General features: G+C 68.4%; 18 protein-coding genes and 1 tRNA gene. 3 read left to right on the forward strand and 16 right to left on the reverse strand.

The features are described from left to right. Positions 1-2: 2 nt before the first annotated feature. The 11 genes from rplC to rplK form a co-directional block, all read right to left on the reverse strand. The gene (gene rplC / locus QMO56_RS16650) at positions 3-689 is read right to left on the reverse strand and encodes a 50S ribosomal protein L3 (protein WP_283527481.1); all 687 of its coding nucleotides are present in this window, start codon (positions 687-689) and stop codon (positions 3-5) included. 21 nt (positions 690-710) lie between these two features. Continuing rightward, positions 711-1,019, reverse strand: coding sequence for a 30S ribosomal protein S10 (rpsJ, locus tag QMO56_RS16655; RefSeq protein ID WP_007004401.1), 309 nt, complete (start codon positions 1,017-1,019; stop codon positions 711-713). 30 nt (positions 1,020-1,049) lie between these two features. Next, complete coding sequence (gene tuf / locus QMO56_RS16660; protein WP_283527487.1) at positions 1,050-2,237, reverse strand: elongation factor Tu; 1,188 nt, start codon at positions 2,235-2,237, stop codon at positions 1,050-1,052. Between the two features lie 25 nt (positions 2,238-2,262). Beyond that, a complete protein-coding gene (gene rpsG / locus QMO56_RS16665; RefSeq protein ID WP_160939395.1) occupies positions 2,263-2,739 on the reverse strand; it encodes a 30S ribosomal protein S7 in 477 nt (158 codons plus the stop codon). A gap of 13 nt (positions 2,740-2,752) precedes the next feature. Then, the gene (gene rpsL / locus QMO56_RS16670; RefSeq protein WP_160939396.1) at positions 2,753-3,124 is read right to left on the reverse strand and encodes a 30S ribosomal protein S12; all 372 of its coding nucleotides are present in this window, start codon (positions 3,122-3,124) and stop codon (positions 2,753-2,755) included. A gap of 370 nt (positions 3,125-3,494) precedes the next feature. Then, complete coding sequence (rpoC, locus tag QMO56_RS16675) at positions 3,495-7,763, reverse strand: DNA-directed RNA polymerase subunit beta' (protein WP_283527491.1); 4,269 nt, start codon at positions 7,761-7,763, stop codon at positions 3,495-3,497. A gap of 85 nt (positions 7,764-7,848) precedes the next feature. Next, positions 7,849-12,036 (reverse strand): DNA-directed RNA polymerase subunit beta, encoded by a 4,188-nt coding sequence (rpoB, locus tag QMO56_RS16680; protein ID WP_283527493.1) that lies wholly within the window; start codon positions 12,034-12,036, stop codon positions 7,849-7,851. A 187-nt stretch (positions 12,037-12,223) separates the two neighbouring features. After that, positions 12,224-12,604 carry a 50S ribosomal protein L7/L12 gene (gene rplL, locus QMO56_RS16685; protein WP_283527495.1) on the reverse strand — a complete coding sequence of 127 codons (381 nt, stop codon included), beginning with the start codon at positions 12,602-12,604 and terminating at the stop codon, positions 12,224-12,226. 93 nt (positions 12,605-12,697) lie between these two features. Further along, positions 12,698-13,216, reverse strand: coding sequence for a 50S ribosomal protein L10 (gene rplJ / locus QMO56_RS16690; protein WP_283527497.1), 519 nt, complete (start codon positions 13,214-13,216; stop codon positions 12,698-12,700). A gap of 324 nt (positions 13,217-13,540) precedes the next feature. After that, entirely contained in the window at positions 13,541-14,242 is a 702-nt protein-coding gene (gene rplA, locus QMO56_RS16695; protein ID WP_283527499.1) for a 50S ribosomal protein L1, read from the reverse strand. A 4-nt stretch (positions 14,243-14,246) separates the two neighbouring features. Further along, positions 14,247-14,681 (reverse strand): 50S ribosomal protein L11, encoded by a 435-nt coding sequence (rplK, locus tag QMO56_RS16700; protein WP_283527501.1) that lies wholly within the window; start codon positions 14,679-14,681, stop codon positions 14,247-14,249. A 520-nt stretch (positions 14,682-15,201) separates the two neighbouring features. Here rplK and QMO56_RS16705 point away from each other — a divergent pair. The 3 genes from QMO56_RS16705 to QMO56_RS16715 are packed head-to-tail and all read left to right on the forward strand — an operon-like array spanning position 15,202 to position 18,373. Continuing rightward, entirely contained in the window at positions 15,202-17,259 is a 2,058-nt protein-coding gene (locus QMO56_RS16705) for an FUSC family protein (RefSeq protein ID WP_283527503.1), read from the forward strand. After that, complete coding sequence (locus tag QMO56_RS16710; RefSeq protein ID WP_283527505.1) at positions 17,256-17,465, forward strand: DUF1656 domain-containing protein; 210 nt, start codon at positions 17,256-17,258, stop codon at positions 17,463-17,465. The genes QMO56_RS16705 and QMO56_RS16710 overlap by 4 nt, the downstream gene beginning before the upstream one ends. After that, positions 17,462-18,373, forward strand: coding sequence for an HlyD family secretion protein (locus QMO56_RS16715; RefSeq protein WP_283527507.1), 912 nt, complete (start codon positions 17,462-17,464; stop codon positions 18,371-18,373). The genes QMO56_RS16710 and QMO56_RS16715 overlap by 4 nt, the downstream gene beginning before the upstream one ends. An 18-nt stretch (positions 18,374-18,391) precedes the next feature. On the opposite strand, the gene QMO56_RS16720 is transcribed toward QMO56_RS16715, so the two are convergent. The 5 genes from QMO56_RS16720 to QMO56_RS16740 form a co-directional block, all read right to left on the reverse strand. Beyond that, positions 18,392-19,309, reverse strand: coding sequence for a DUF2062 domain-containing protein (locus QMO56_RS16720; protein ID WP_283527509.1), 918 nt, complete (start codon positions 19,307-19,309; stop codon positions 18,392-18,394). A 31-nt stretch (positions 19,310-19,340) separates the two neighbouring features. Then, the gene (gene nusG / locus QMO56_RS16725) at positions 19,341-19,877 is read right to left on the reverse strand and encodes a transcription termination/antitermination protein NusG (RefSeq protein WP_283527511.1); all 537 of its coding nucleotides are present in this window, start codon (positions 19,875-19,877) and stop codon (positions 19,341-19,343) included. A 15-nt stretch (positions 19,878-19,892) separates the two neighbouring features. Continuing rightward, entirely contained in the window at positions 19,893-20,090 is a 198-nt protein-coding gene (secE, locus tag QMO56_RS16730) for a preprotein translocase subunit SecE (RefSeq protein ID WP_283527513.1), read from the reverse strand. A gap of 100 nt (positions 20,091-20,190) precedes the next feature. Beyond that, positions 20,191-20,267 (reverse strand) — tRNA-Trp (locus QMO56_RS16735). Between the two features lie 37 nt (positions 20,268-20,304). Next, on the reverse strand, positions 20,305-20,790 hold the full coding sequence (locus QMO56_RS16740; RefSeq protein WP_283527515.1) for an RDD family protein: 486 nt from the start codon (positions 20,788-20,790) through the stop codon (positions 20,305-20,307). Between the last annotated feature and the right edge of the window lie 73 nt (positions 20,791-20,863).

The raw sequence follows: 20,863 nt of genomic DNA on the forward strand, positions 1-20,863 counted from the left end.
CCTCAGGCCACGGCCGCGGGGAACGGCGCATCGGCATGGCGCGCGGACTTCACCGCGTCGCGCACCAGCACATACCCGCCCTTCGCACCAGGCACCGCGCCCTTGACCATCAGCAGACCCTTCTCGAGGTCGAAACCGGCGACCTCCAGGTTCTGCGTGGTCACGCGCTCAACACCCAGATGGCCAGCCATCTTCTTGTTCTTGAAGGTCTTGCCTGGGTCCTGACGGTTACCCGTCGAACCATGGCTACGGTGGCTGATCGAGACGCCGTGCGTCGCTTCCAGGCCGCTGAAGTTCCAGCGCTTCATCGCACCCGCGAAGCCCTTGCCCTTCGACTGCCCGGTCACGTCGACCAGCTGACCCTTCACGAAGTGATTCGCGGTCAGCTTGGCGCCCGGCTCCAGCGCGGCCTCGGCGGCCACCCGGAACTCCACAACCTTCTTCGGAGCCTCGACACCCGCCTTGGCGAAATGACCCTTGTTGGGCTTCGAGACGTTCTTCGGCTTCGCCAGGCCAATGCCCAGCTGCACCGCACTATAACCGTCCTTCTCATCCGTGCGGGTCGCCACCACGCGCACCTGGTCGAGGTGCAGCACGGTGACGGGCACGGTCGAGCCGTCGTCGTTGAACAGCCGGGTCATACCCAGCTTCTTCGCGATCAGGCCGGTGCGACCATTCTTCGCGGCCATGGCAGATTGCTCCCCCGGGCCTTAGAGCTTGATCTCGACATCCACACCGGCGGCCAGGTCGAGCTTCATCAGCGCGTCCACGGTCTGCGGGGTGGGGTCGACGATATCAAGCAGTCGCCGATGCGTCCGGATCTCGAACTGCTCACGGCTCTTCTTGTCGACATGCGGGGAGCGGTTCACGGTGAACCGCTCGATCTCGGTCGGCAGCGGGATGGGGCCCCGCACGCGCGCGCCGGTCCGCTTCGCGGTGTTCACGATCTCCCGCGTGCTGCCATCCAGCACGCGGTGATCGAACGCCTTGAGGCGGATGCGGATGTTCTGGCTGTCCATGGTCTGGCGCCTGTCTCTTTCCGCGTCCGCTTACGCGCTGATGGAGGCGACGACGCCGGCGCCGACGGTGCGGCCGCCCTCGCGGATGGCGAAGCGCAGGCCCTCGTCCATCGCGATCGGCGCGATCAGCTCGACGTCCATCGACACGTTGTCGCCCGGCATCACCATCTCCACCCCCGCCGGCAGCGTCACCACGCCGGTCACGTCGGTCGTGCGGAAGTAGAACTGCGGACGATAGTTGGTGAAGAACGGCGTGTGCCGCCCGCCCTCTTCCTTCGTCAGCACATAGGCCTCGGCCTTGAACTTGTTGTGCGGCTTGATCGAGCCGGGGGCCGCCAGAACCTGGCCGCGCTCCACGTCCTCGCGCTTCGTGCCGCGCAGCAGCGCGCCGATGTTGTCGCCCGCCTCGCCGCTGTCCAGCAGCTTGCGGAACATCTCGACGCCCGTCACCGTCGTCTTCACCGTCGCCTTCAGCCCGACGATCTCGACTTCATCACCGACCTTGACGATGCCGCGCTCCACCCGGCCGGTCACCACCGTGCCGCGGCCGGAGATCGAGAACACGTCCTCGATCGGCATCAGGAACGGACGGTCCTTCGGGCGCTCCGGCTGCGGGATGTAGCTGTCCACCGCCTCCATCAGCGCGAGAATCGCCTTCTCGCCGAGCTCCGGGTCCTTGTCCTCCAGCGCCATCAGCGCCGAGCCCTTGATCACCGGAATGTCGTCGCCAGGAAACTGGTAGCTCGACAGCAGCTCACGGACTTCCATCTCGACCAGCTCGAGCAGGTCGGGATCGGCCATGTCGCACTTGTTCAGGAACACCACCAGCGCCGGAACGCCAACCTGCCGCGCCAGCAGGATGTGCTCGCGCGTCTGCGGCATCGGGCCGTCGGCCGCCGACACCACCAGGATCGCGCCGTCCATCTGCGCCGCGCCGGTGATCATGTTCTTCACGTAGTCGGCGTGGCCCGGGCAGTCCACATGCGCGTAGTGCCGGTTCGCCGTCTCGTACTCGACATGCGCCGTCGAGATCGTGATCCCGCGCGCACGCTCCTCCGGCGCCTTGTCGATCTGGTCATACGCCGTGAACGACGCACCGCCCGACTTCGCCAGAACCTTGGTGATCGCCGCCGTCAGCGACGTCTTGCCATGGTCAACGTGCCCGATCGTCCCAATGTTGCAGTGCGGCTTGTTCCGCTCAAACTTAGCTTTCGCCATTGTCTTCGTCCCCGATCGGGTGTCGTTACCAGCGGTAGTGGCTGAAGGCCTTGTTGGCCTCGGCCATCCGGTGCGTGTCTTCGCGCTTCTTCACGGCGGTGCCGCGGTTGTTCGCCGCGTCCATCAGCTCGGAAGAAAGCCGCTCCTCCATCGTGTGCTCGCCGCGCTTGCGGGCAGACTCGATCAGCCAACGGATGGCGAGAGCCTGGCGCCGCTCGGGGCGGACCTCGACGGGCACCTGGTAGGTGGCGCCGCCGACACGGCGGGAGCGGACCTCGACGGCCGGCTTCACATTGTCCATCGCCTCGTGGAAGAGGCGCAGCGGATCGCTGTTGGGCCCACCACGGCGCTTCAGGGTGTCCATGGCGGCGTAGACAATACGCTCGGCCGTGCTCTTCTTGCCGTCATACATCAGCACGTTCATGAAACGGCTGAGCACAATGTCCCCGAACTTCGGGTCCGGCAGGACTTCTCGCCTCTCGGCGCTGTGGCGACGCGACATCGCTCTCTATCCCTTACTTCGGCCGCTTCGCGCCATACAGCGAGCGCCGCTTGCGCCGCTTGGCGATGCCCTGCGTGTCCAGCACGCCGCGCAGGATGTGATAGCGCACACCGGGAAGGTCCTTCACGCGGCCGCCGCGGATCAGCACCACCGAGTGCTCCTGCAGGTTGTGCCCCTCGCCCGGGATGTAGGAAACGACTTCGTAGCCGTTCACCAGGCGAACCTTGGCCACCTTGCGCAGCGCCGAGTTCGGCTTCTTCGGAGTGGTGGTGTAAACGCGAGTGCAGACGCCACGCTTTTGCGGGCAGCCCTGCAGGGCCGGAACCTTGTTACGGCTCGGCTTGGGCTCACGCCCAGTGGCGATGAGCTGGTTGATCGTCGGCATGACGCCCCTTCGTGCCCTTTTTCCAACGCCCAGGTCCCTTGCCAAGCAAGAGCGCCCGAGGGAATGGCGCGGCTGCGCCACCCTTCGGGCCCTGTGTCCCGCCTCCGGCCTCGGCCTACCCAGAGGGCGGCGGCACCGGCGGCTCAGAACCTGTCGTCCAGAACTCCGCAGGCCGATCCAGGTAGGGATCGACCCCGTCGAGGGCGCGGAACCTACGCGCCGACCCCCCATGAGTCAAGCACGCCGCACCCTTCAACAAAAGAATCCGGGCCCGAATCGAGCCCGGCTCCCATGCAGCCGGCGCAGAGCGCGCCGGCCAGCTTCAGCCTGGCTGCGGAGCGGGGTCCAACCCCGACCCGCAGCCCTTCCGTTACTCCGCCGCCTGGCTTCCCGGCCGGGGCAGCGCGCCCTGGCCCTGCGGCAGCCGCTGACGGTCGCGCTGGGCCGCCAGCGCGCGCAGCCGGTTCATCACGGAGCCCGTGCCCGCCGGGATCAGGCGCCCGACGATGACGTTCTCCTTCAGGCCCGCCAGGTGGTCCACCTTGCCGGCCACCGCCGCCTCGGTCAGCACCCGCGTCGTCTCCTGGAAGGAGGCCGCCGAGATGAAGCTGGTGGTCTGCAGCGAGGCCTTGGTGATGCCCTGCAGCACCGGCTCGGCGCGCGCCGGGCGCTCCTTGTTGGCGATGAGCTTCTCGTTCTCGATCTCGAACTCGATGCGCTCGACCGTCTCACCGACCAGGAAAGTGGTGTCGCCCGGATCCAGGATTTCCACCTTCTGCAGCATCTGACGGACGATCACCTCGATATGCTTATCGTTGATCTTCACGCCCTGCAGTCGATAGACGTCCTGGATCTCATTCACCAGGTAGTTCGCCAGCGCCTCGACGCCCAGCACCCGCAGGATGTCATGCGGCACGCGCGGACCGTCGACCAGCGGGTCACCGGCCTTCACGTAGTCGCCTTCCTGCACCGAGACGTGCTTGCCCTTCGGCACCAGGTACTCGCGCGGGGTCGGCGGCTCGTCGCCGATCTGCTCCGGCACCACCAGGATGCGGCGCTTCGCCTTGTAGTCCTTGCCGAACTCCACGCGCCCATCGATCTCGCTGATGATCGCGTGGTCCTTCGGCCGGCGCGCCTCGAAGAGCTCCGCGACGCGCGGCAGACCGCCGGTGATGTCGCGGGTCTTGGAGCTTTCGCGCGGCAGGCGGGCGATGACGTCGCCGGCCTGCACCGCGGCGCCGTTCTCCACCGAGAGGATCGAGTCCGGCGAGAGGAAGTAGCGGGCCTCGGCGCCGTTCGCGAGGCGCACGATCGCGCCGCGCTCGTCCTTCAGGATGATGCGCGGGCGCAGGTCGGCACCCTTGGCGGCCTGCTTGTAGTCCACCACCACCTTGGAGGAGAGGCCGGTCACCTCGTCCTGCCGCTCCACCAGCGTCACGCCCTCGATCAGGTCGGCATATTCGACGGCGCCGCCCTTCTCGGTGATGATCGGCAGGGTGAACGGGTCCCACTCGGCCAGCTTCTGGCCACGGCTGACGGCCAGGCCGTCCTCCGCGACCAGCAGGCGGGCACCATAGGGCACACGGTAGCGGGCGCGCTCGCGGCCATTGGTGTCGCTGAGCACGATCTCGCAGTTCCGCGCCATGACGATGGTCGCGCCCTGGCTGTTGGTGACGACGTTGCGGTTCAGCACCACAACCGTGCCCTCGCCCGTCGCCTCCACCGCCGACTGCTCGGCGCCCCGGGTCGCCGCGCCGCCGATGTGGAAGGTACGCATGGTCAGCTGCGTGCCCGGCTCGCCGATCGACTGCGCCGCGATGACGCCGACCGCCTCGCCGATGTTCACCGGCGTGCCGCGCGCCAGGTCACGGCCGTAGCAGTGGCCGCAGACGCCCGAGCGCGCCTCGCAGGTCAGCACGGAGCGGATATAGACCTCCTCCACGCCGGCCTTCTCGATGCGCTCGGCATCGGCTTCCTCGATCAGCGCGTTGCGCGGCAGCAGCACCTCGCCTGTGTCCGGGTGGACGATCTCGCGCTGCACCGTCCGCCCGAGGATCCGCTCGGAGAGCGAGGAGACCACCTCGCCGCCATCCATCACGGCGCGCACGGTGATGCCGCGCTCGGTGCCGCAATCATCCTCGACGATGATGCAGTCCTGCGCCACGTCCACCAGGCGGCGGGTCAGGTAGCCCGAGTTCGCCGTCTTCAGCGCGGTGTCGGCCAGGCCCTTGCGGGCGCCGTGCGTGGAGTTGAAGTACTCCAGCACCGTCAGGCCTTCCTTGAAGTTCGAGATGATCGGCTGCTCGATGATCTCGCCCGAGGGCTTGGCCATCAGGCCGCGCATGCCGGCGAGCTGGCGCATCTGCGCCGGCGAGCCACGCGCACCGGAATGCGACATCATCCAGACGCTGTTGGTGACGCGGCCGACCTCCTGGCGGGAGATCTCCTTCATCATCGCCGTGGCGACCTCGTCCGTGCAGCGCGACCAGGCGTCGACCACCTTGTTGTAGCGCTCGCCGGCCGTGATCAGGCCGTCGAGATACTGCTGCTCGAACTCCTTCACCTCGGCCTTGGTGCGCGCGATGAGCCCCTCCTTCTCGGCGGGGATCATCATGTCGTCCTTGCCGAAGGAGATGCCGGCCTTGGCCGCCTGCTTGAAGCCGAGCGACATCAGGCGGTCGGCGAAGATCACCGACTCCTTCTGGCCGCAATGGCGGTAGACCGCGTCCATGACGTCCGAGATGGACTTCTTGGTCAGCTGGCGGTTGACCAGGCTGTAGGGCGTGCGCGGGTCCCGGGGCAGCAGCGCGCCCATCATCATGCGGCCGGCCGTGGTCAGCACCGTCTCACGGCGGCTGGCATTCTCGGCGGTCGGCGCCGGCACGCGGGCCATGACGGCCGTGTGCAGCGTGATGGCGCCGCTAGCCAGAGCCTGCTCCACCTCGCCCAGGTCGCCGAAGACATGCGGGCGGTGCAGCAGCGCCTTGCGCTCCTCCTCCGTCAGCTCGGCCTCGGTCTTGCCGTCGGCACCCGCGATCAGCGCGCGGATCTGCTCCAGCTCCTGCTGGGCCTGCCGGAACTCCGGCGTCTCCAGCGAGAGATAGTAGAGGCCGAGGACGATGTCCTGGCTCGGCACGATGATCGGCTTGCCGTTGGCGGGGCTAAGGATGTTGTTGGTGGACATCATCAGCACGCGCGCCTCCAGCTGGGCCTCAAGGCTCAGCGGGACGTGCACGGCCATCTGGTCGCCGTCGAAGTCGGCGTTGAAGGCGGTGCAGACCAGCGGGTGAAGCTGGATCGCCTTGCCCTCGACCAGCACCGGCTCGAAGGCCTGGATGCCCAGGCGGTGCAGCGTCGGCGCGCGGTTCAGCATCACCGGGTGCTCGCGGATAACCTCTTCGAGGATATCCCACACCTCCGGCCGCTCCTTCTCCACCATCCGCTTGGCGGCCTTGATGGTGGTGGCGTGGCCGTACTTCTCCAGCTTGGAGTAGATGAAGGGCTTGAACAGCTCCAGCGCCATCTTCTTCGGCAAACCGCACTGGTGCAGCTTCATCTCGGGACCTACGACGATCACCGAACGGCCGGAATAGTCGACGCGCTTGCCCAGCAGGTTCTGCCGGAAACGGCCCTGCTTGCCCTTCAGCATGTCGGAGAGCGACTTCAGCGGGCGCTTATTGGCCCCCGTGATGGCGCGGCCGCGGCGGCCGTTGTCGAACAGCGCGTCCACCGACTCCTGCAGCATGCGCTTCTCGTTGCGCACGATGATGTCCGGCGCGCGCAGCTCGATCAGCCGCTTCAGGCGGTTGTTGCGGTTGATGACGCGACGGTAGAGGTCATTCAGGTCGGAGGTCGCGAAGCGGCCGCCGTCCAGCGGCACCAGCGGGCGCAGCTCGGGAGGGATCACCGGGATGACGTCGAGGATCATCCATTCGGGGCGGGCGCCGCCCTCCTTGAACGACTCAATCATCTTCAGCCGCTTGACCAGCTTCTTGCGCTTGGCCTCGGAGGTGGTCTCCTTGAGGTCGGCGCGGAGCTGCGTGCTCTCGCGGTCCAGCTCGATGCCGGCGAGCATCTGCTTCACCGCCTCGGCACCGATGCCGACGGAGAAGGCGTCCTCGCCGAACTCGTCCTGCTTGTTGACGTACTGATCTTCGGTCAGCAACTGGTGCAGCTTCAGGTCGGTCAGACCCGGCTCCAGCACCACGTAGCTCTCGAAGTAGAGCACCTTCTCCAGGTCCTTCAGCGACATGTCGACCATCAGGCCGACGCGCGAAGGCAGCGACTTCATGAACCAGATATGCGCGACCGGCGAGGCCAGCTCGATATGGCCCATGCGCTCGCGGCGCACCTTGGCCAGCGTGACCTCGACGCCGCACTTCTCGCAGATGATGCCGCGGAACTTCATCCGCTTGTACTTGCCGCACAGGCACTCGTAGTCCTTGATCGGACCGAAGATGCGCGCACAGAAAAGACCGTCCCGCTCCGGCTTGAAGGTGCGGTAGTTGATCGTCTCGGGCTTCTTGATCTCGCCATAGGACCAGGAGCGGATCTGCTCGGGCGAGGCGATGGTGATCTTGATCTGATCGAACGTCATCGCCTGGCCGGTCTGGCCCAGGATCTTCATCAGCTCGTTCATGCGGCCGTCCTCTCAAGGTGAGGCCGCCGCGCCAGGGACTCCCCGGCGCGGCTGAGAAAAGTGTCGTTTATGCGCATCGGCAGGGTCACGCCGGGCGGTTCTCCAGATCGACATTGAGGCCGAGCGACTTCAACTCCTTTACCAGGACGTTGAAGGACTCCGGGATGCCGGCCTCGAAGTTGTCCTGGTCGCGCACGATCGCCTCATACACCTTGGTGCGGCCGGACACGTCGTCCGACTTCACCGTCAGCATTTCCTGCAGGGTGTAGGCGGCGCCATACGCCTCCAGCGCCCAGACCTCCATCTCGCCGAAGCGCTGACCGCCGAACTGCGCCTTGCCGCCCAGCGGCTGCTGGGTGACCAGGCTGTAGGGGCCGATGGAGCGTGCGTGGATCTTGTCGTCCACCAGGTGGTGCAGCTTCAGCATATAGATGTAGCCGACCGTGACCTTGCGCTCGAACGGCTCGCCGGAGCGGCCGTCGACCAGCTGGGTCTGCCCGGAGGTGTCGAGGCCCGCCTGGGAGAGCATGCCCTCGATATCCGAGATCCGTGCGCCGTCGAAGACCGGGGTGGCGATGGGAACGCCCTTCTTGAGGTTCTCCCCCAGCTCGATGAGCTGCTCCTCGGTCATGTCCTCGATATCGCGGTCGAAGATCTCCTGGCCGTACACCTCGCGGAGCTTCTCGAGCAGCGCCTCGCGCGCCGCGCCCGCCCGGCGGTAGTCCTCGACCAGCTCGCCGATGGACTTGCCGATATTGGCGCAGGCCCAGCCCAGATGGGTCTCCAGGATCTGCCCGATGTTCATGCGCGAGGGCACGCCCAGCGGGTTCAGCACCAGGTCCACCGAGGTGCCGTCCGGCAGGAAGGGCATGTCCTCCACCGGAACCACCCGGGAGACGACACCCTTGTTGCCGTGGCGGCCGGCCATCTTGTCGCCGGGCTGCAGCTTGCGCTTCACCGCGATGAAGACCTTGACCATCTTCATCACGCCGGGCGGCAGCTCGTCGCCGCGCTGCAGCTTCTCGACCTTCGACTCGAAGCGCTTCTGCAGCCGGTCCACGGCAGCGTCGAACTCGCGCTTCAGCGCCTCGATCTCGACCATGACGGCGTCATCCTGCACGCCGATCTGGCGCCAGGTGGCCTTGGCGAACTGGTCCAGCACCTCGTCGGTGATGGGGGTGCCCGCCTTGACGCCCTTGAAGCCGCCGCTGGCCTTCTGGTTGAGCAGCCGCTCGCGCAGGCGCGAGTGGAAGCTGCGCTCCTGGATCGACTTCTCGTCGTCGCGGTCCTTGGCCAGGCGCTCGATCTCGGCGCGGTCGATCGCCATGGCGCGCTCGTCCTTGTCGACGCCGCGGCGGTTGAACACGCGCACATCGACAATGGTCCCGGTCGTGCCAGGCGGCAGACGCAGCGAGGTGTCGCGCACGTCCGAGGCCTTCTCGCCGAAGATGGCGCGGAGCAGCTTCTCCTCCGGCGTCATCGGGCTCTCGCCCTTCGGCGTCACCTTGCCGACCAGGATGTCGCCCGGGTTCACCTCGGCGCCGACATAGACGATGCCGGCCTCGTCGAGGTTGCGCAGCGCCTCCTCGCCGACATTCGGGATGTCGCGGGTGATCTCCTCCTGGCCCAGCTTGGTGTCGCGGGCCATCACCTCGAATTCCTCGATATGGATCGAGGTGAAGACGTCATCCGTCGCGATGCGCTCGCTGATCAGGATGGAATCCTCGAAGTTGTACCCGTTCCACGGCATGAAGGCGACGAGCACGTTCCGGCCCAGCGCCAGCTCACCCAGCTCGGTGGACGGACCATCGGCGATGATGTCGCCCGCCGCCACCAGGTCGCCCACCTTCACCAGCGGGCGCTGGTTGATGCAGGTGCTCTGGTTGGAGCGCTGGAACTTGCGCAGCCGGTAGATGTCGACGCCGCGCGTCGTGCCGTCCTCGTTCGTCGCGCGCACCACGATGCGGGCGCCGTCGATCGAGTCCACCACGCCGCCACGGCGCGCCACGATGGTGGCGCCGGAGTCGCGCGCCACGGCCGCTTCCATGCCGGTGCCGACCAGCGGCGCGTCGGAACGCACCAGCGGCACGGCCTGCCGCATCATGTTGGAGCCCATCAGCGCGCGGTTGGCGTCATCGTTCTCCAGGAACGGGATCAGCGCCGCGGCCACCGAGACCAGCTGCTTCGGCGAGACGTCGATCGCCGTCACCTCCTCCGGCTTCACCAGCCGGAAGTCGCCGCCCTGGCGGACGGAGACGAGGTCCGAGCGGAATTCGCCGGTATCGTTGTCCACCTCGGCATCCGCCTGGGCGACAACGAGCTTCTCCTCCTCCATGGCGGAGAGGTAGCGCGGCTCGCCGGTGATCTTGCCATCCCGCACCAGGCGGTACGGCGTCTCGATGAAGCCGTACTTGTTCACCTTGGCGAAGGTGGCGAGGCTGTTGATCAGGCCGATATTCGGGCCTTCCGGCGTCTCGATCGGGCAGATGCGGCCGTAATGCGTCGGGTGCACGTCGCGCACCTCGAAGCCGGCACGCTCGCGGGTCAGACCGCCCGGGCCCAGCGCCGAGAGGCGGCGCTTGTGCGTCACCTCGGAGAGGGGGTTGGTCTGGTCCATGAACTGCGAGAGCTGCGAGGAGCCGAAGAACTCGCGCACCGCCGCCGCCGCCGGCTTGGCGTTGATCAGGTCGTGCGGCATGACGGTGTCGATATCGACCGACCCCATGCGCTCCTTGATCGCCCGCTCCATGCGCAGCAGGCCGACGCGGTACTGGTTCTCCATCAGCTCGCCGACCGAGCGCACCCGGCGGTTGCCGAGATTGTCGATGTCGTCGATCTGGCCCTTGCCGTCCTTCAGCTCCAGCAGGGTGCGCAGGGTGGCCAGGATGTCGGCCTTGCGCAGCACCCGCACCGTGTCCGGCACATCCTCCAGGCTGAAGCCCAGCCGCATGTTCATCTTCACGCGGCCAACGGTGGAGAGGTCATAGCGCTCGGCGTCGAAGAACAGGCCGCGGAACAGCGCCTCGGCGGTCTCCGGCGTCGGCGGCTCGCCCGGGCGCATGACCCGGTAGATATCCATCAGCGCTTCGTCGCGGCTGCCGTTCTTGTCCACCGCCAGGGTGTTGCGCAGCCACGGCCCGACATTCTGGCCGATGGCCAGCGTTGGCAGCCGGTCCAGCCCGGCCTGCTCGATGGCGGCCAGCTTCGGCTCGGTCAGCTCCTCGCCCGCCTCGGCCCAGATCTCGCCGGTGGTGAGGTCCACCAGGTCCTCGGCGACGAAGCGGCCGAGCAGGTCCGCGCGCCCGACCAGCACCTCCTTGGTGCCGGCCTCGGCGATCTTGCGGGCCAGGCGCGGGGTCAGCTTGGTGTCGCGCTCGGCGACCACCTCGCCGCTCTCCGCGTCCACCAGGTTGTCCAGCAGCTTCACGCCGCGGAAGGAGTCCGGGTTGAAGGGCTGGCTCCAGCCCTTCGGGCCGCGGCTGAACACCACCTGCTCATAGAAGGTGTTGAGGATCTCCTCGGCATCCATGCCGCGGACCTCGCCCGACTCGAGGCTGCCGCTGCTGTCGGCCCGCTCGGCGCGCAGCGCCTCGGTGCGGCCGGAATCCAGCGCGTAGAGCAGCGTCGTCGCCGGCAGCTTGCGCTTGCGGTCGATGCGGACGTAGCAGATGTCCTTGGCGTCGAACTCGAAGTCGAGCCAGGAGCCACGATAGGGGATGACGCGCGCGGCGAAGAGGTACTTGCCGCTGCTGTGCGTCTTGCCCTTGTCATGGTCGAAGAAGACGCCCGGCGAGCGGTGCATCTGGCTGACGATGACGCGCTCGGTACCGTTGATGATGAAGGTGCCGTTGTCCGTCATGAGCGGCATGTCGCCCATGTAGACATCCTGCTCCTTGATGTCCCGGATGGAGCGGGACCCGGTGTCCTCGTCCACGTCCCAGACGATCAGGCGCAGGCGCACCTTGAGCGGCGCGGCGAAGGTGAGCCCCCGCTGCATGCACTCGTCGACGTCGTATTTCGGCTCTTCGAGCTCGTACTGGACGAACTCCAGGCGGCCGCGCCCGGCAAAATCGTCGATCGGGAAGACCGACTTGAACACTTCCTGGAGCCCGGTATTCGTGCGGGCATCCGGGTCCACGCCCATCTGCAGAAAGCCTTCATAGGAGGCGCGCTGCACATCGATGAGGTTTGGCATCGGCGCCACCTCGGGCAGGCGCCCGAAAGACTTCCGGATGCGCTTCCGCCCGGTGAACGACTTCGTGATTGCGTTCATGCCCGTCCTGCTTCCCTTCGCTCCGGCCCATCCGCCCCGGCCGGCGGGTACCCGATCGTCGCGCGCCGCGTGATGGCTTCACGCAACGCAGTCGCGGGCAGGGACCCGAGAGGATCCCCGCCCGTCTCGCATTCAGTCTCGCCCAGCCAGGCGGCGCCCCGGAAGGCGCCGCACAGCCGGAAAGCCCTCACTTGACCTCGACAGACGCCCCGTTCTCCTCGAGCACCTTCTTGATCTTCTCGGCCTCGTCCTTGGAAACGCCTTCCTTCACGGTCTTCGGCGCGCCCTCGACCAGATCCTTGGCCTCCTTCAGGCCCAGGCCGGTGATGGTGCGGATTTCCTTGATGACGTTGATCTTCTTGTCACCGGACTTCGCCAGGATGACCGTGAACTCGGTCTGCTCCTCGGCGGCCGGGGCAGCCGCGCCACCCGCCGCCGGAGCGGCGGCAACCGCCACCGGAGCAGCGGCGGAAACGCCCCACTTCTCCTCCAGCAGCTTGGACAGCTCGGCGGCTTCCAGAACGGTCAGGCTGGAGAGCTCGTCAACCAGCTTTGCGAGATCGGCCATGGTTCTCTATCCTTCGATGTAGTCGCTTGGCATGTTGAATGCAATCCCCGGCACCCCTGGGGCGCCGGAGGTGTCTTCCGCGAAAGGCGCCGCTCAGGCCGCCTCGTCCTTCTTGGCGTAAGCCGCCAGCACTCGCGCCACCTGCCCACCGGGTGCCTGCAGCACGCCGGCGATGCGCGTCGCGGGGGTCTGGATGAGACCCACCAGCTGCGCACGCAGGGTTTCGAGCGAGGGCAGGGAAGCCAGCGCCTTCACGCCATCGGCGTTCAGCGTCTGCTCACCCAGCGCCCCGCCCAGGATCACGAACTTGTCGTTACCCTTGGCGAACTCCGTGGCCGTCTTCGCCACTGCGACGGGATCCGTCGACCACGCAAGCGCGGTCGGCCCCTTCAGCAGCGGCGCGATGCCCTGGAAGCGAGTGCCGTCGAGGGCGAGGGTGGCCAGCCGGTTCTTCGCGACCTTATACGTCGCGCCCGCCGCCCGCATCTGGCGCCGCAGACTGCTCACCTCGGCGACCGTCATCCCGTTATTCTGGGCGACGAGCACAAAGGAAGTATCCGCGAACACCTCCGCGAGGGAGGCAACGAACGCACGCTTCTCCGTACGATCCAACTCCCGTCTCCGTCGGTGACCGGCCCTTGTGGAGGGGGACCGGCCGGTTCACACGGGGGCGGACCCGGGCCAATGGCCCCGGTACACCCCGGTTCGCCTGTCTGAGTCTGCGGAAGACCAAGCCCATCCCGCCGGGCCGCGCGTCGCACGGCACCGGTCGGCGATCTCTCAGCATCCCCATCTCACGCCTGCGGGACTGACGCCCCCTTAGGGCCCGCGATCGGGCCACATGCGCTCTCGGACAGGTTTCAGAAGCCACGGCCTGCGCCGGAGCTCCCTGCCCGCGGCCGCCTGGAGGCGGCGCGCGTATTTCTCAGCCCAGGCTCAGGCCTGGGCGGCCAGCGAGGCCAGATCCACCTTCAGGCCGGGGCCCATAGAGGAGGACACGGCAACCTTCTTCACGTAGCTGCCCTTGGCGCCGGTCGGCTTGGCGCGCTGGATGGCCTCGATGAAGGCGCGCGCGTTCTCGACCAGCTGGTCATCGGAGAAGGACACCTTGCCGATGCCGGCATGCACGATGCCCGCCTTCTCGGCACGGAACTCCACCTGACCGGCCTTGGCCGCCTGCACGGCGCCCTTCACGTCCATCGTCACGGTGCCCAGGCGGGGGTTCGGCATCAGGCCGCGTGGGCCCAGGATCTTACCGAGCCGGCCCACCAGGCCCATCATGTCGGGCGTGGCGATGCAGCGGTCGAAGTTGATGTTGCCTTCCTGCACCGCGGCGGCGAGGTCGTCCGCGCCCACCACGTCGGCGCCGGCGGCCAGCGCCTCCTCGGCCTTCGGGCCGCGGGCGAAGACGCCCACGCGCACCGTCTTGCCGGTGCCGTTCGGCAGGCCGACCACGCCGCGCACCATCTGGTCGGCATGGCGCGGGTCAATGCCCAGGTTCATCGAGATCTCGATGGTCTCGTCGAACTTCGCCTTGGCGGCGGACTTCAGCGTCGCGATGGCCTCGGCCAGCGCATACTGCTTGTCACGGTCCAGCCCGGCGTAGATCGCCTTCAGACGCTTGCCCTGCTTGGCCATGAGCTCAGCCCTCCACCACGGACATGCCCATCGAGCGGGCGGAGCCGGCCAGCATGCGCACGGCGGCCTCGACGTCGTTGGCGTTCATGTCCTTCATCTTCGTCGCCGCGATTTCGCGCAGCTGCGCCTTCGTCACGCGGCCGACCACGCCACCCTTGCCCGGGGTCTGGCTGCCCTTGTCGAGCTTGGCGGCCTTCAGCAGGAAGTAGGTGTTCGGGGGCGTCTTGGTGACGAAGGAGAAGGTGCGGTCGGAATACGCCGTGATGACGACCGGCGTCGGGGTGCCGGGCTCCATCTGCTGCGTCGCCGCGTTGAATTCCTTCACGAACTGCATGATGTTCAGGCCGCGCTGACCCAGCGCGGGACCCACCGGCGGCGAGGGGTTCGCCTTGCCGGCCGGGATCTGCAGCTTGATGTAGCCGACGATCTTCTTAGCCATGTCCGTCCTCTGTGCTCTCAGAGGCGCGCGGTCCTGGCGGCCCCGCCGCTGGGCAAGGGCCTCCCGCGTCCCTGAAAAAACGCCGCAACCACCCGGTCGCGCGAAGCGCGCGCCCCTGGGGAGAATTGGCGGAGGCGGCCCTATACCCCTCGGAGCCGCGTGAGTCCATACAATCGCGCACTGTACGCCGCGCATGGCTCGCCCGCGTCGCCGTGCCGCGGAAGCCGTTCCGTAACCCCGGCGCCCCAGACTCGTTTCGCCCAGGCGGCGGCCGGAGAGGGCCGGGAAGCCGTCCAGCCCCGTCGTGGCAATAACGGGTATCGGCGGCGCGGATGGCATCACGCTTTGAATCCTAATAATGAGGTTGCTATCTGTTTGCCATGCCGCGCTCCCTTCCCCCGCCTCCACTGGCCGTTCCGTTCCGCGCCGGGATCGCCTCGGCAGGTCCCGTACCAGCGCGCCGTGCGCCCGGAGATGCGCCAGGGGACGTCCCAGGGGGCGTCCCGGGGGAATTGCGCTGATGCCCGGCTTCCCGAGTCGCGCCGACTGGCTCTTCTCGCTGCGCAGCTTCGCCGCGGCGGCCCTGGCGCTCTGGATCGCCTTCTCGCTGGACCTGCCCCGCCCCTACTGGGCGGTGGGCACCGTCTATATCGTCTCGCAGACCTTCACCGGCGCGCTGCGGGCCAAGGCGCTCTGGCGCCTGATCGGCACCTTCTGCGGCGGTGTCTTCTCCGTGCTGGCGATGCCGAACCTGATCGACGAGCCGATCCTGTTCTCCCTCGCCGTAGCGCTCTGGATCGGCCTCTGCCTCGCCGCCTCGCTCTACGACCCGACGCCGCGCTCCTACGGCTTCATGCTTTCGGGCTACACGGCGGCGCTGATCTGCTTCCCCATGGTGGACAGTCCGGGAACCATCTTCGACACCGCCATCTACCGTGTCATCGAGACCAGCCTGGGCATCCTCTGCGCCCTGCTGATGCATGGCATCCTCTTTCCCCGCCCCTCCGCCCCGCGGCTGCTGGCGGCCACCCGCGCCTGGCTGAACGACCTCGCCCGCTACGCCGCCGACAGCCTGACCGCACCGCACGACCCGGTGCGCTTTTCCTCCGAGCGCCGCCGCATCGGGCGGGACGGTGCCGCGCTGCTCGCCCTGTTCCAGCAGGCCCGCTACGAAGCGCCCCATCGCCGGGCGCAGCTTCTCTGGCTGCCGCGGCTGCATGAGCGGGCCCGTGCCCTGCCGACCCTGCTGACCGCGATCGGCGAGCGGGTGCGCACCCTGGCCGTGCTGGACCCCTCGGCGGCGGCGGCGCTGCGCCCCCTGCTGGCCGACATGGCCGACTGGATGGCGCAGAGCATCGACGTCCCCGCCGGCCCCGCCCGCACCCTTTCGGCGCACCGCATGGAAGGCCGGCTGCGGGACGCCGAGCAGCTGGGCATTCCCGCGGAGCCCTGGGCGGCGCTGGTACGCGAGGGCCTGCTGGAGCGGCTGCGCGAGCTGGTCGAGCAGTGGCGCGAGTGCCGGCTGCTGACGGAGCGCCTGCTGGCCGAACGGCCGCAGGAAGCCGCGCCCACCGAGCCGGACCGCCCGCCCGGCCATGTCGATCCGCTGCTGGTCGGCCTGTCCGGCCTGGCGGCGGGGCTTGCCCTGCTGCTGGGCTGCGCGCTCTGGATCGGCACCGGCTGGGCGCATGGCTCCAGTCTGGCGATGATGGGCGCGGTGGCGCTCTGCATCTTCGGCCAGCTCGATGATCCGGCGCCGGCGCTGAAGAAGTTCATCACCGGCTCGATCCTCGCCGTGGCGATTGCCGGCCTCTACCAGTTTGCCATCCTGCCGATGATCGACGGCTTTCCGCTGCTGATCCTGGCGCTGGCTCCGCTGTATCTCGTCGCCGGCGCGCTGATCGCCCAGCCGGCGGTGATGGCGCAGGCCCTCGCCGTCGCCGTCACCGTGCCGACGGTGATGAGCCTGCAGGAGACCTACTCGGCCTCGGCCGATTTCGCCGCTTATCTGGATGGCGGCTTCGCCACGGTCGGCGGGCTGATCCTGGCGCTCGCCATCACGCGGCTCGTCCGCTCCTTCGGCGTCGCCTGGCGCGTGCACCGGCTGATGGCGGCCGATCGGCGCGACCTCGCCAGCATGGCGGAGGGCGGCGCCCCGGCCGACCTGCGCCGCATCCTGGGCGTGATGCTGGACCGCTTCGAGGCGCTGGCCGCCCGCCTCACGGCCATTGACGCCCAGACCGTGCGCCTGACCGAGTTGGCCGAGCTACGCGCGGCGCTGAACGTGCTGCGGCTGCGCGAGGGCATGGCGGAACTGCCGCGCTCCGCGCGAGCCGCCACGGAGGCCACCCTGGCCGCGGTGGCGGCCACGGCGCGCGGCCGGCTGCCCGCTCCTGCCCTGCTGGAACGCCTGGACGCCGCCCTGCAGGCCTGCCTGTCGGCCAGGACGCGGCCCGCCCGCCGCGCCACCCTGGCGCTGTCCGGCCTGCGCCTCGCCCTTTTCCCCGATGCCGCCCCTCCCGCCATGCGCTCCGGCGATGCGCCACAGCCAGAGCCGGCCAGGAACCTTGTCGCATGATTGCGGAACTCGACCTCTACGGCGTCTTCCTGCCCGCCCTGCTGGTCTGGGCGCTGCTTGCCCTGCCCGTCACGGCGGTGCTGCGCGGGCTCCTGCACCGCCTCGGCCTCTACCGCTGGATCTGGCACGCGCCGCTGTTCGACTTCGCGCTGTTCGTTCTCGTCCTCGGCGGCATCACCGCCGCTTCGGAGTCCCTGCTGCCATGAAGCCCTTCTTCGCCCGCCTGGTGCGGGTCCTCGTCACCCTGCTGCTGGTCGGCGCGGCGGCGCTCGTCGGATGGCAGCTCTGGCACTACTACATGGAGGCGCCCTGGACGCGGGACGGGCGGGTGCGCGCCGACATCATCGGCATCGCCCCCGATGTCTCCGGCTTCGTGGCCGAGGTGCTGGTCTCCGACAATGCCGTGGTGCACAAGGGCGACCCGCTGTTCCGGCTGGATCGCGCCCGCTTCGCCCTCGCCCTGCAGCAGGCCGCGGCGGTGGTGGAGAGCCGCGCCGCCACGCTGGAGCGCGCCCGCCGCGACGAGCGCCGCTATGACCGCCTGGACGAGGGCATCGTCTCCGTCCAGCGGCGCGACCAGGCACAGGCCGAGGCCGCCGCCGCCCAGGGCGCCTGGCAGGAAGCGATCGCCGCACGCGATCTGGCGAAGCTGAACCTGGAGCGCACCGAGGTCCACGCCCCGGCGGATGGCACCATCACCAACCTGACGTTGCGCCCCGGCGCCTATGTCGCGTCCGGCAGCCCGGTGATGGCCCTGGTGGATGCCAGCAGCCTGCATGTGCAGGGCTATTTCGAGGAAACCAAGCTCGCCCGCATCCATGCCGGCGATCCTGTCGAGGTGCGGCTGATGGGCCTGCCGGACAGGCCCCTCTCGGGCCATGTGGAAAGCATCGCCGGCGGCATCGCCGACCGCGAGCAGACCAGCGGGCTGATCGCCAATGTGAACCCGACCTTCTCCTGGGTGCGTCTGGCACAGCGCATCCCGGTGCGCGTCAGGCTGGACCAAGTGCCGGAAGGCGTGCGCCTGATCCCCGGCCGCACCGCGACGGTGACGGTCATGCCGGACGGCGAAAAGCCGAGCCTCTTCGGCGCCCTGACAAGGCTGGGGGAATGAATTCCCCCGGGCTTTTTCTTACCGTTGCACCGGCAGATCCAGCAGATCTGCCAGCTTCCTCGCACTTCCCACCGGCGTCCGCCCGCTGGGGTCGAAGATCTGCTCGGAGAAAGGCCGGGCGGCGTAGCCTTCGGCATACATCTCCCGGATTCGCAGCCGCTCCACCTCGGAGAGCATACGGCCGCCGCGCTCGGTCAGCGCCACTTCCAGCGGCGGCGCCAGCGTCACCACCCGAAGCCGCGCGCCCCGCGCCGCGCAGGCGGAGGAAAGGCTGCGATAAGCAGCCTCGTCGAGCGGATAGGCCACCACCATCCAGGGCGCCTGGCTGGTGGCGATCGCTGCGGTGATCCGCTGCAGCGCGCCAGCCCAGCGCTTTTCGCGCGGCAGGCTCGTCGGCAGGCCGTGCGCGTCGCCCTCAAGGAAGGTCGCGCCGGGCAGCAGGTCCGTCAGGGCAAGCCCGATGCTGCTCTTCCCACTGTTTATGGGGCCGTTCAGGTGCAGCACCACGGGCTCATGCAGGGTAAAGGCGGCCTCGCGCTGCCGCAGCGCACGACGCGCCATGAATCCCGCCAGCCCTCCAACCAGCAAGGCCAGGATGATGCCGCCGACCAGCACCTCCTCGGCGGCCGGCAGGCCGGCGAGCAGCCAGGCCGGCCCCTCCCGGGGCAGGAATTCAAGGCGTGGCGGCAGGATCAGGCGGCCGAGCGCGAACTCGGCCGGCAAAAGAAAGGCATGGGTGAGCGGATTGCCAAGCGCGAGGCAGGCCGCCGCCGCAACCGGCAGGCTGCCGCCCAGCATCCAGGCGAAGGCCGCGGCGAAGACGAGGTGCAGGCCGAAGGCGGGCAGCATGGCCGCCGCGCTGCCGGCCGCGGCCCCGCGGGCAATGCGGCCGGCGCCTTCCGGTGAATCGAGCAAGGCTCTCCAGCGCGCCCGCAACCGCCTGATCAGCGCATGCGGGCCAGACGCCTCAGAGCTTCTCGACCTGGCCGTATTCCAGCTCCACCGGCGTGGCGCGGCCGAAGATGGAAACCGAGACCTTCACGCGGCCGCGCTCCTCGTCCACTTCCTCCACCGTGCCGTTGAAGCTGGTGAAGGGCCCGTCGGCGACGCGCACCTGCTCGCCCACCTCGTAGACCACGGCGGGGCGCTTCGGCTTCTCCACGCCCTCCTGCACCTGCTGCACGATGCGCAGCGCCTCGGCCTCGCTGATCGGGCTCGGCTTGTTGCGGGCACCGAGGAAGCCGGTGACCTTCGGCGTATCCTTCACCAGATGCCAGGCCTCGTCCGACATCTGCATCTTCACCAGCACATAGCCGGGGAAGAACTTGCGCTCGGAATTGACCTTCTGCCCGCGGCGAACCTCCGTCACCTCCTCGGAGGGGACGAGGATGTCGCCGAACTTGTCGGCGAGACCCTTCTGCGCGGCCTGTTCCTTGATCTGCTGGGCAATCTTCTTCTCGAAGCCCGAGTAGACGTGAACGACGTACCACTTCATGTCGGCCATGGATCTCGCTCCGCCTTACGCGCCGAACCCGAACAACAGCCCCACCGCGAACTGGATGAGCTTGTCGGTGAGGAGGAAGAACACCGCGGCCACGGCGGACAGCGCCAGAACCAGCCCGGTGGTGATCAGCGTCTCCTTGCGCGTCGGCCAGGTGACGCGGGCCACCTCCTGCCGCACCTCGCGGATGAACAGCGCGGGATTGAGCTTCGCCAAAATCGCTACCCCAGTTGAATGGCCGGAAACGCTTCGCGGGCGGCATCCGGACCGGAGCCACCCCGCAAGACCCGGCCTCGCACGGCGAAAAGCGGCACACTGGCAGGGGCGGAGGGTCTCGAACCCCCAACCTCCGGTTTTGGAGACCGGCGCTCTAGCCAATTGAGCTACGCCCCTGCGCGGCGCCAGCGCTGCGCGAGACCGCGTCTATAGGTCAGCGCAAAGCGTCTGTCGAGGGGCGCGGCAGCCGAAGCACCACCGTCCCGCCCAGCTTGTCGTGCCAGCATTGCCGGCGCCGGTCCCACAGCATCCAGAAGTAGCCGAGCCCGAGCGGCAGGGTGGAGAGGATGTAGCCGAAATAGCGCGCCAGCATGCGGGGGAAAGGCGGCCGGCCGCCCGTTCGCGCATCGACGATGCGCAGGCCCAGCAGCAGCTTGCCCGGCGTGGCCTGCCGGGCCGCCCAGAACAGCAGGACGATCAGCGCCAGGATCACCTGCACCATCAGGTCCGAGGCGAGGGAGAGCCCATCCTCCCCGAGCGGCAGGCCCTGCAGGGCCCGGGAAAAACCCTGCACGCCCTCCAGCAGGAGGGCCGCCACCCCGAGCAGCAGCCCGTCGATGACCTGGGCCAGGAAGCGGCGGCCGAAGCCGGCATAGTGCTGGCTAGCCCAGCCGGGTGGCAGCGCAGGGTCGGTGGGCATGCGAGGGGTCTCGTTCTACGGCGGCGCCGGCTGGCGCCGGGGCACAAAAAAAGCGGGCCGCCCGAAGGCGGCC

The organism is Roseomonas sp. E05 (assembly GCF_030063475.1).
GTDB lineage: Bacteria > Pseudomonadota > Alphaproteobacteria > Acetobacterales > Acetobacteraceae > Pseudoroseomonas.

Bases quoted from the DNA above. Each gene is read 5' to 3' on its own strand.
- rplC (WP_283527481.1), bottom strand. From the start codon at position 689: ATGGCCGCGAAGAATGGTCGCACCGGCCTGATCGCGAAGAAGCTGGGT.
- rpsJ (WP_007004401.1), bottom strand. From the start codon at position 1,019: ATGGACAGCCAGAACATCCGCATCCGCCTCAAGGCGTTCGATCACCGC.
- tuf (WP_283527487.1), bottom strand. From the start codon at position 2,237: ATGGCGAAAGCTAAGTTTGAGCGGAACAAGCCGCACTGCAACATTGGG.
- rpsG (WP_160939395.1), bottom strand. From the start codon at position 2,739: ATGTCGCGTCGCCACAGCGCCGAGAGGCGAGAAGTCCTGCCGGACCCG.
- rpsL (WP_160939396.1), bottom strand. From the start codon at position 3,124: ATGCCGACGATCAACCAGCTCATCGCCACTGGGCGTGAGCCCAAGCCG.
- rpoC (WP_283527491.1), bottom strand. From the start codon at position 7,763: ATGAACGAGCTGATGAAGATCCTGGGCCAGACCGGCCAGGCGATGACG.
- rpoB (WP_283527493.1), bottom strand. From the start codon at position 12,036: ATGAACGCAATCACGAAGTCGTTCACCGGGCGGAAGCGCATCCGGAAG.
- rplL (WP_283527495.1), bottom strand. From the start codon at position 12,604: ATGGCCGATCTCGCAAAGCTGGTTGACGAGCTCTCCAGCCTGACCGTT.
- rplA (WP_283527499.1), bottom strand. From the start codon at position 14,242: ATGGCCAAGCAGGGCAAGCGTCTGAAGGCGATCTACGCCGGGCTGGAC.
- rplK (WP_283527501.1), bottom strand. From the start codon at position 14,681: ATGGCTAAGAAGATCGTCGGCTACATCAAGCTGCAGATCCCGGCCGGC.
- QMO56_RS16705 (WP_283527503.1), top strand. From the start codon at position 15,202: ATGCCCGGCTTCCCGAGTCGCGCCGACTGGCTCTTCTCGCTGCGCAGC.
- QMO56_RS16710 (WP_283527505.1), top strand. From the start codon at position 17,256: ATGATTGCGGAACTCGACCTCTACGGCGTCTTCCTGCCCGCCCTGCTG.
- QMO56_RS16715 (WP_283527507.1), top strand. From the start codon at position 17,462: ATGAAGCCCTTCTTCGCCCGCCTGGTGCGGGTCCTCGTCACCCTGCTG.
- nusG (WP_283527511.1), bottom strand. From the start codon at position 19,877: ATGGCCGACATGAAGTGGTACGTCGTTCACGTCTACTCGGGCTTCGAG.
- QMO56_RS16740 (WP_283527515.1), bottom strand. From the start codon at position 20,790: ATGCCCACCGACCCTGCGCTGCCACCCGGCTGGGCTAGCCAGCACTAT.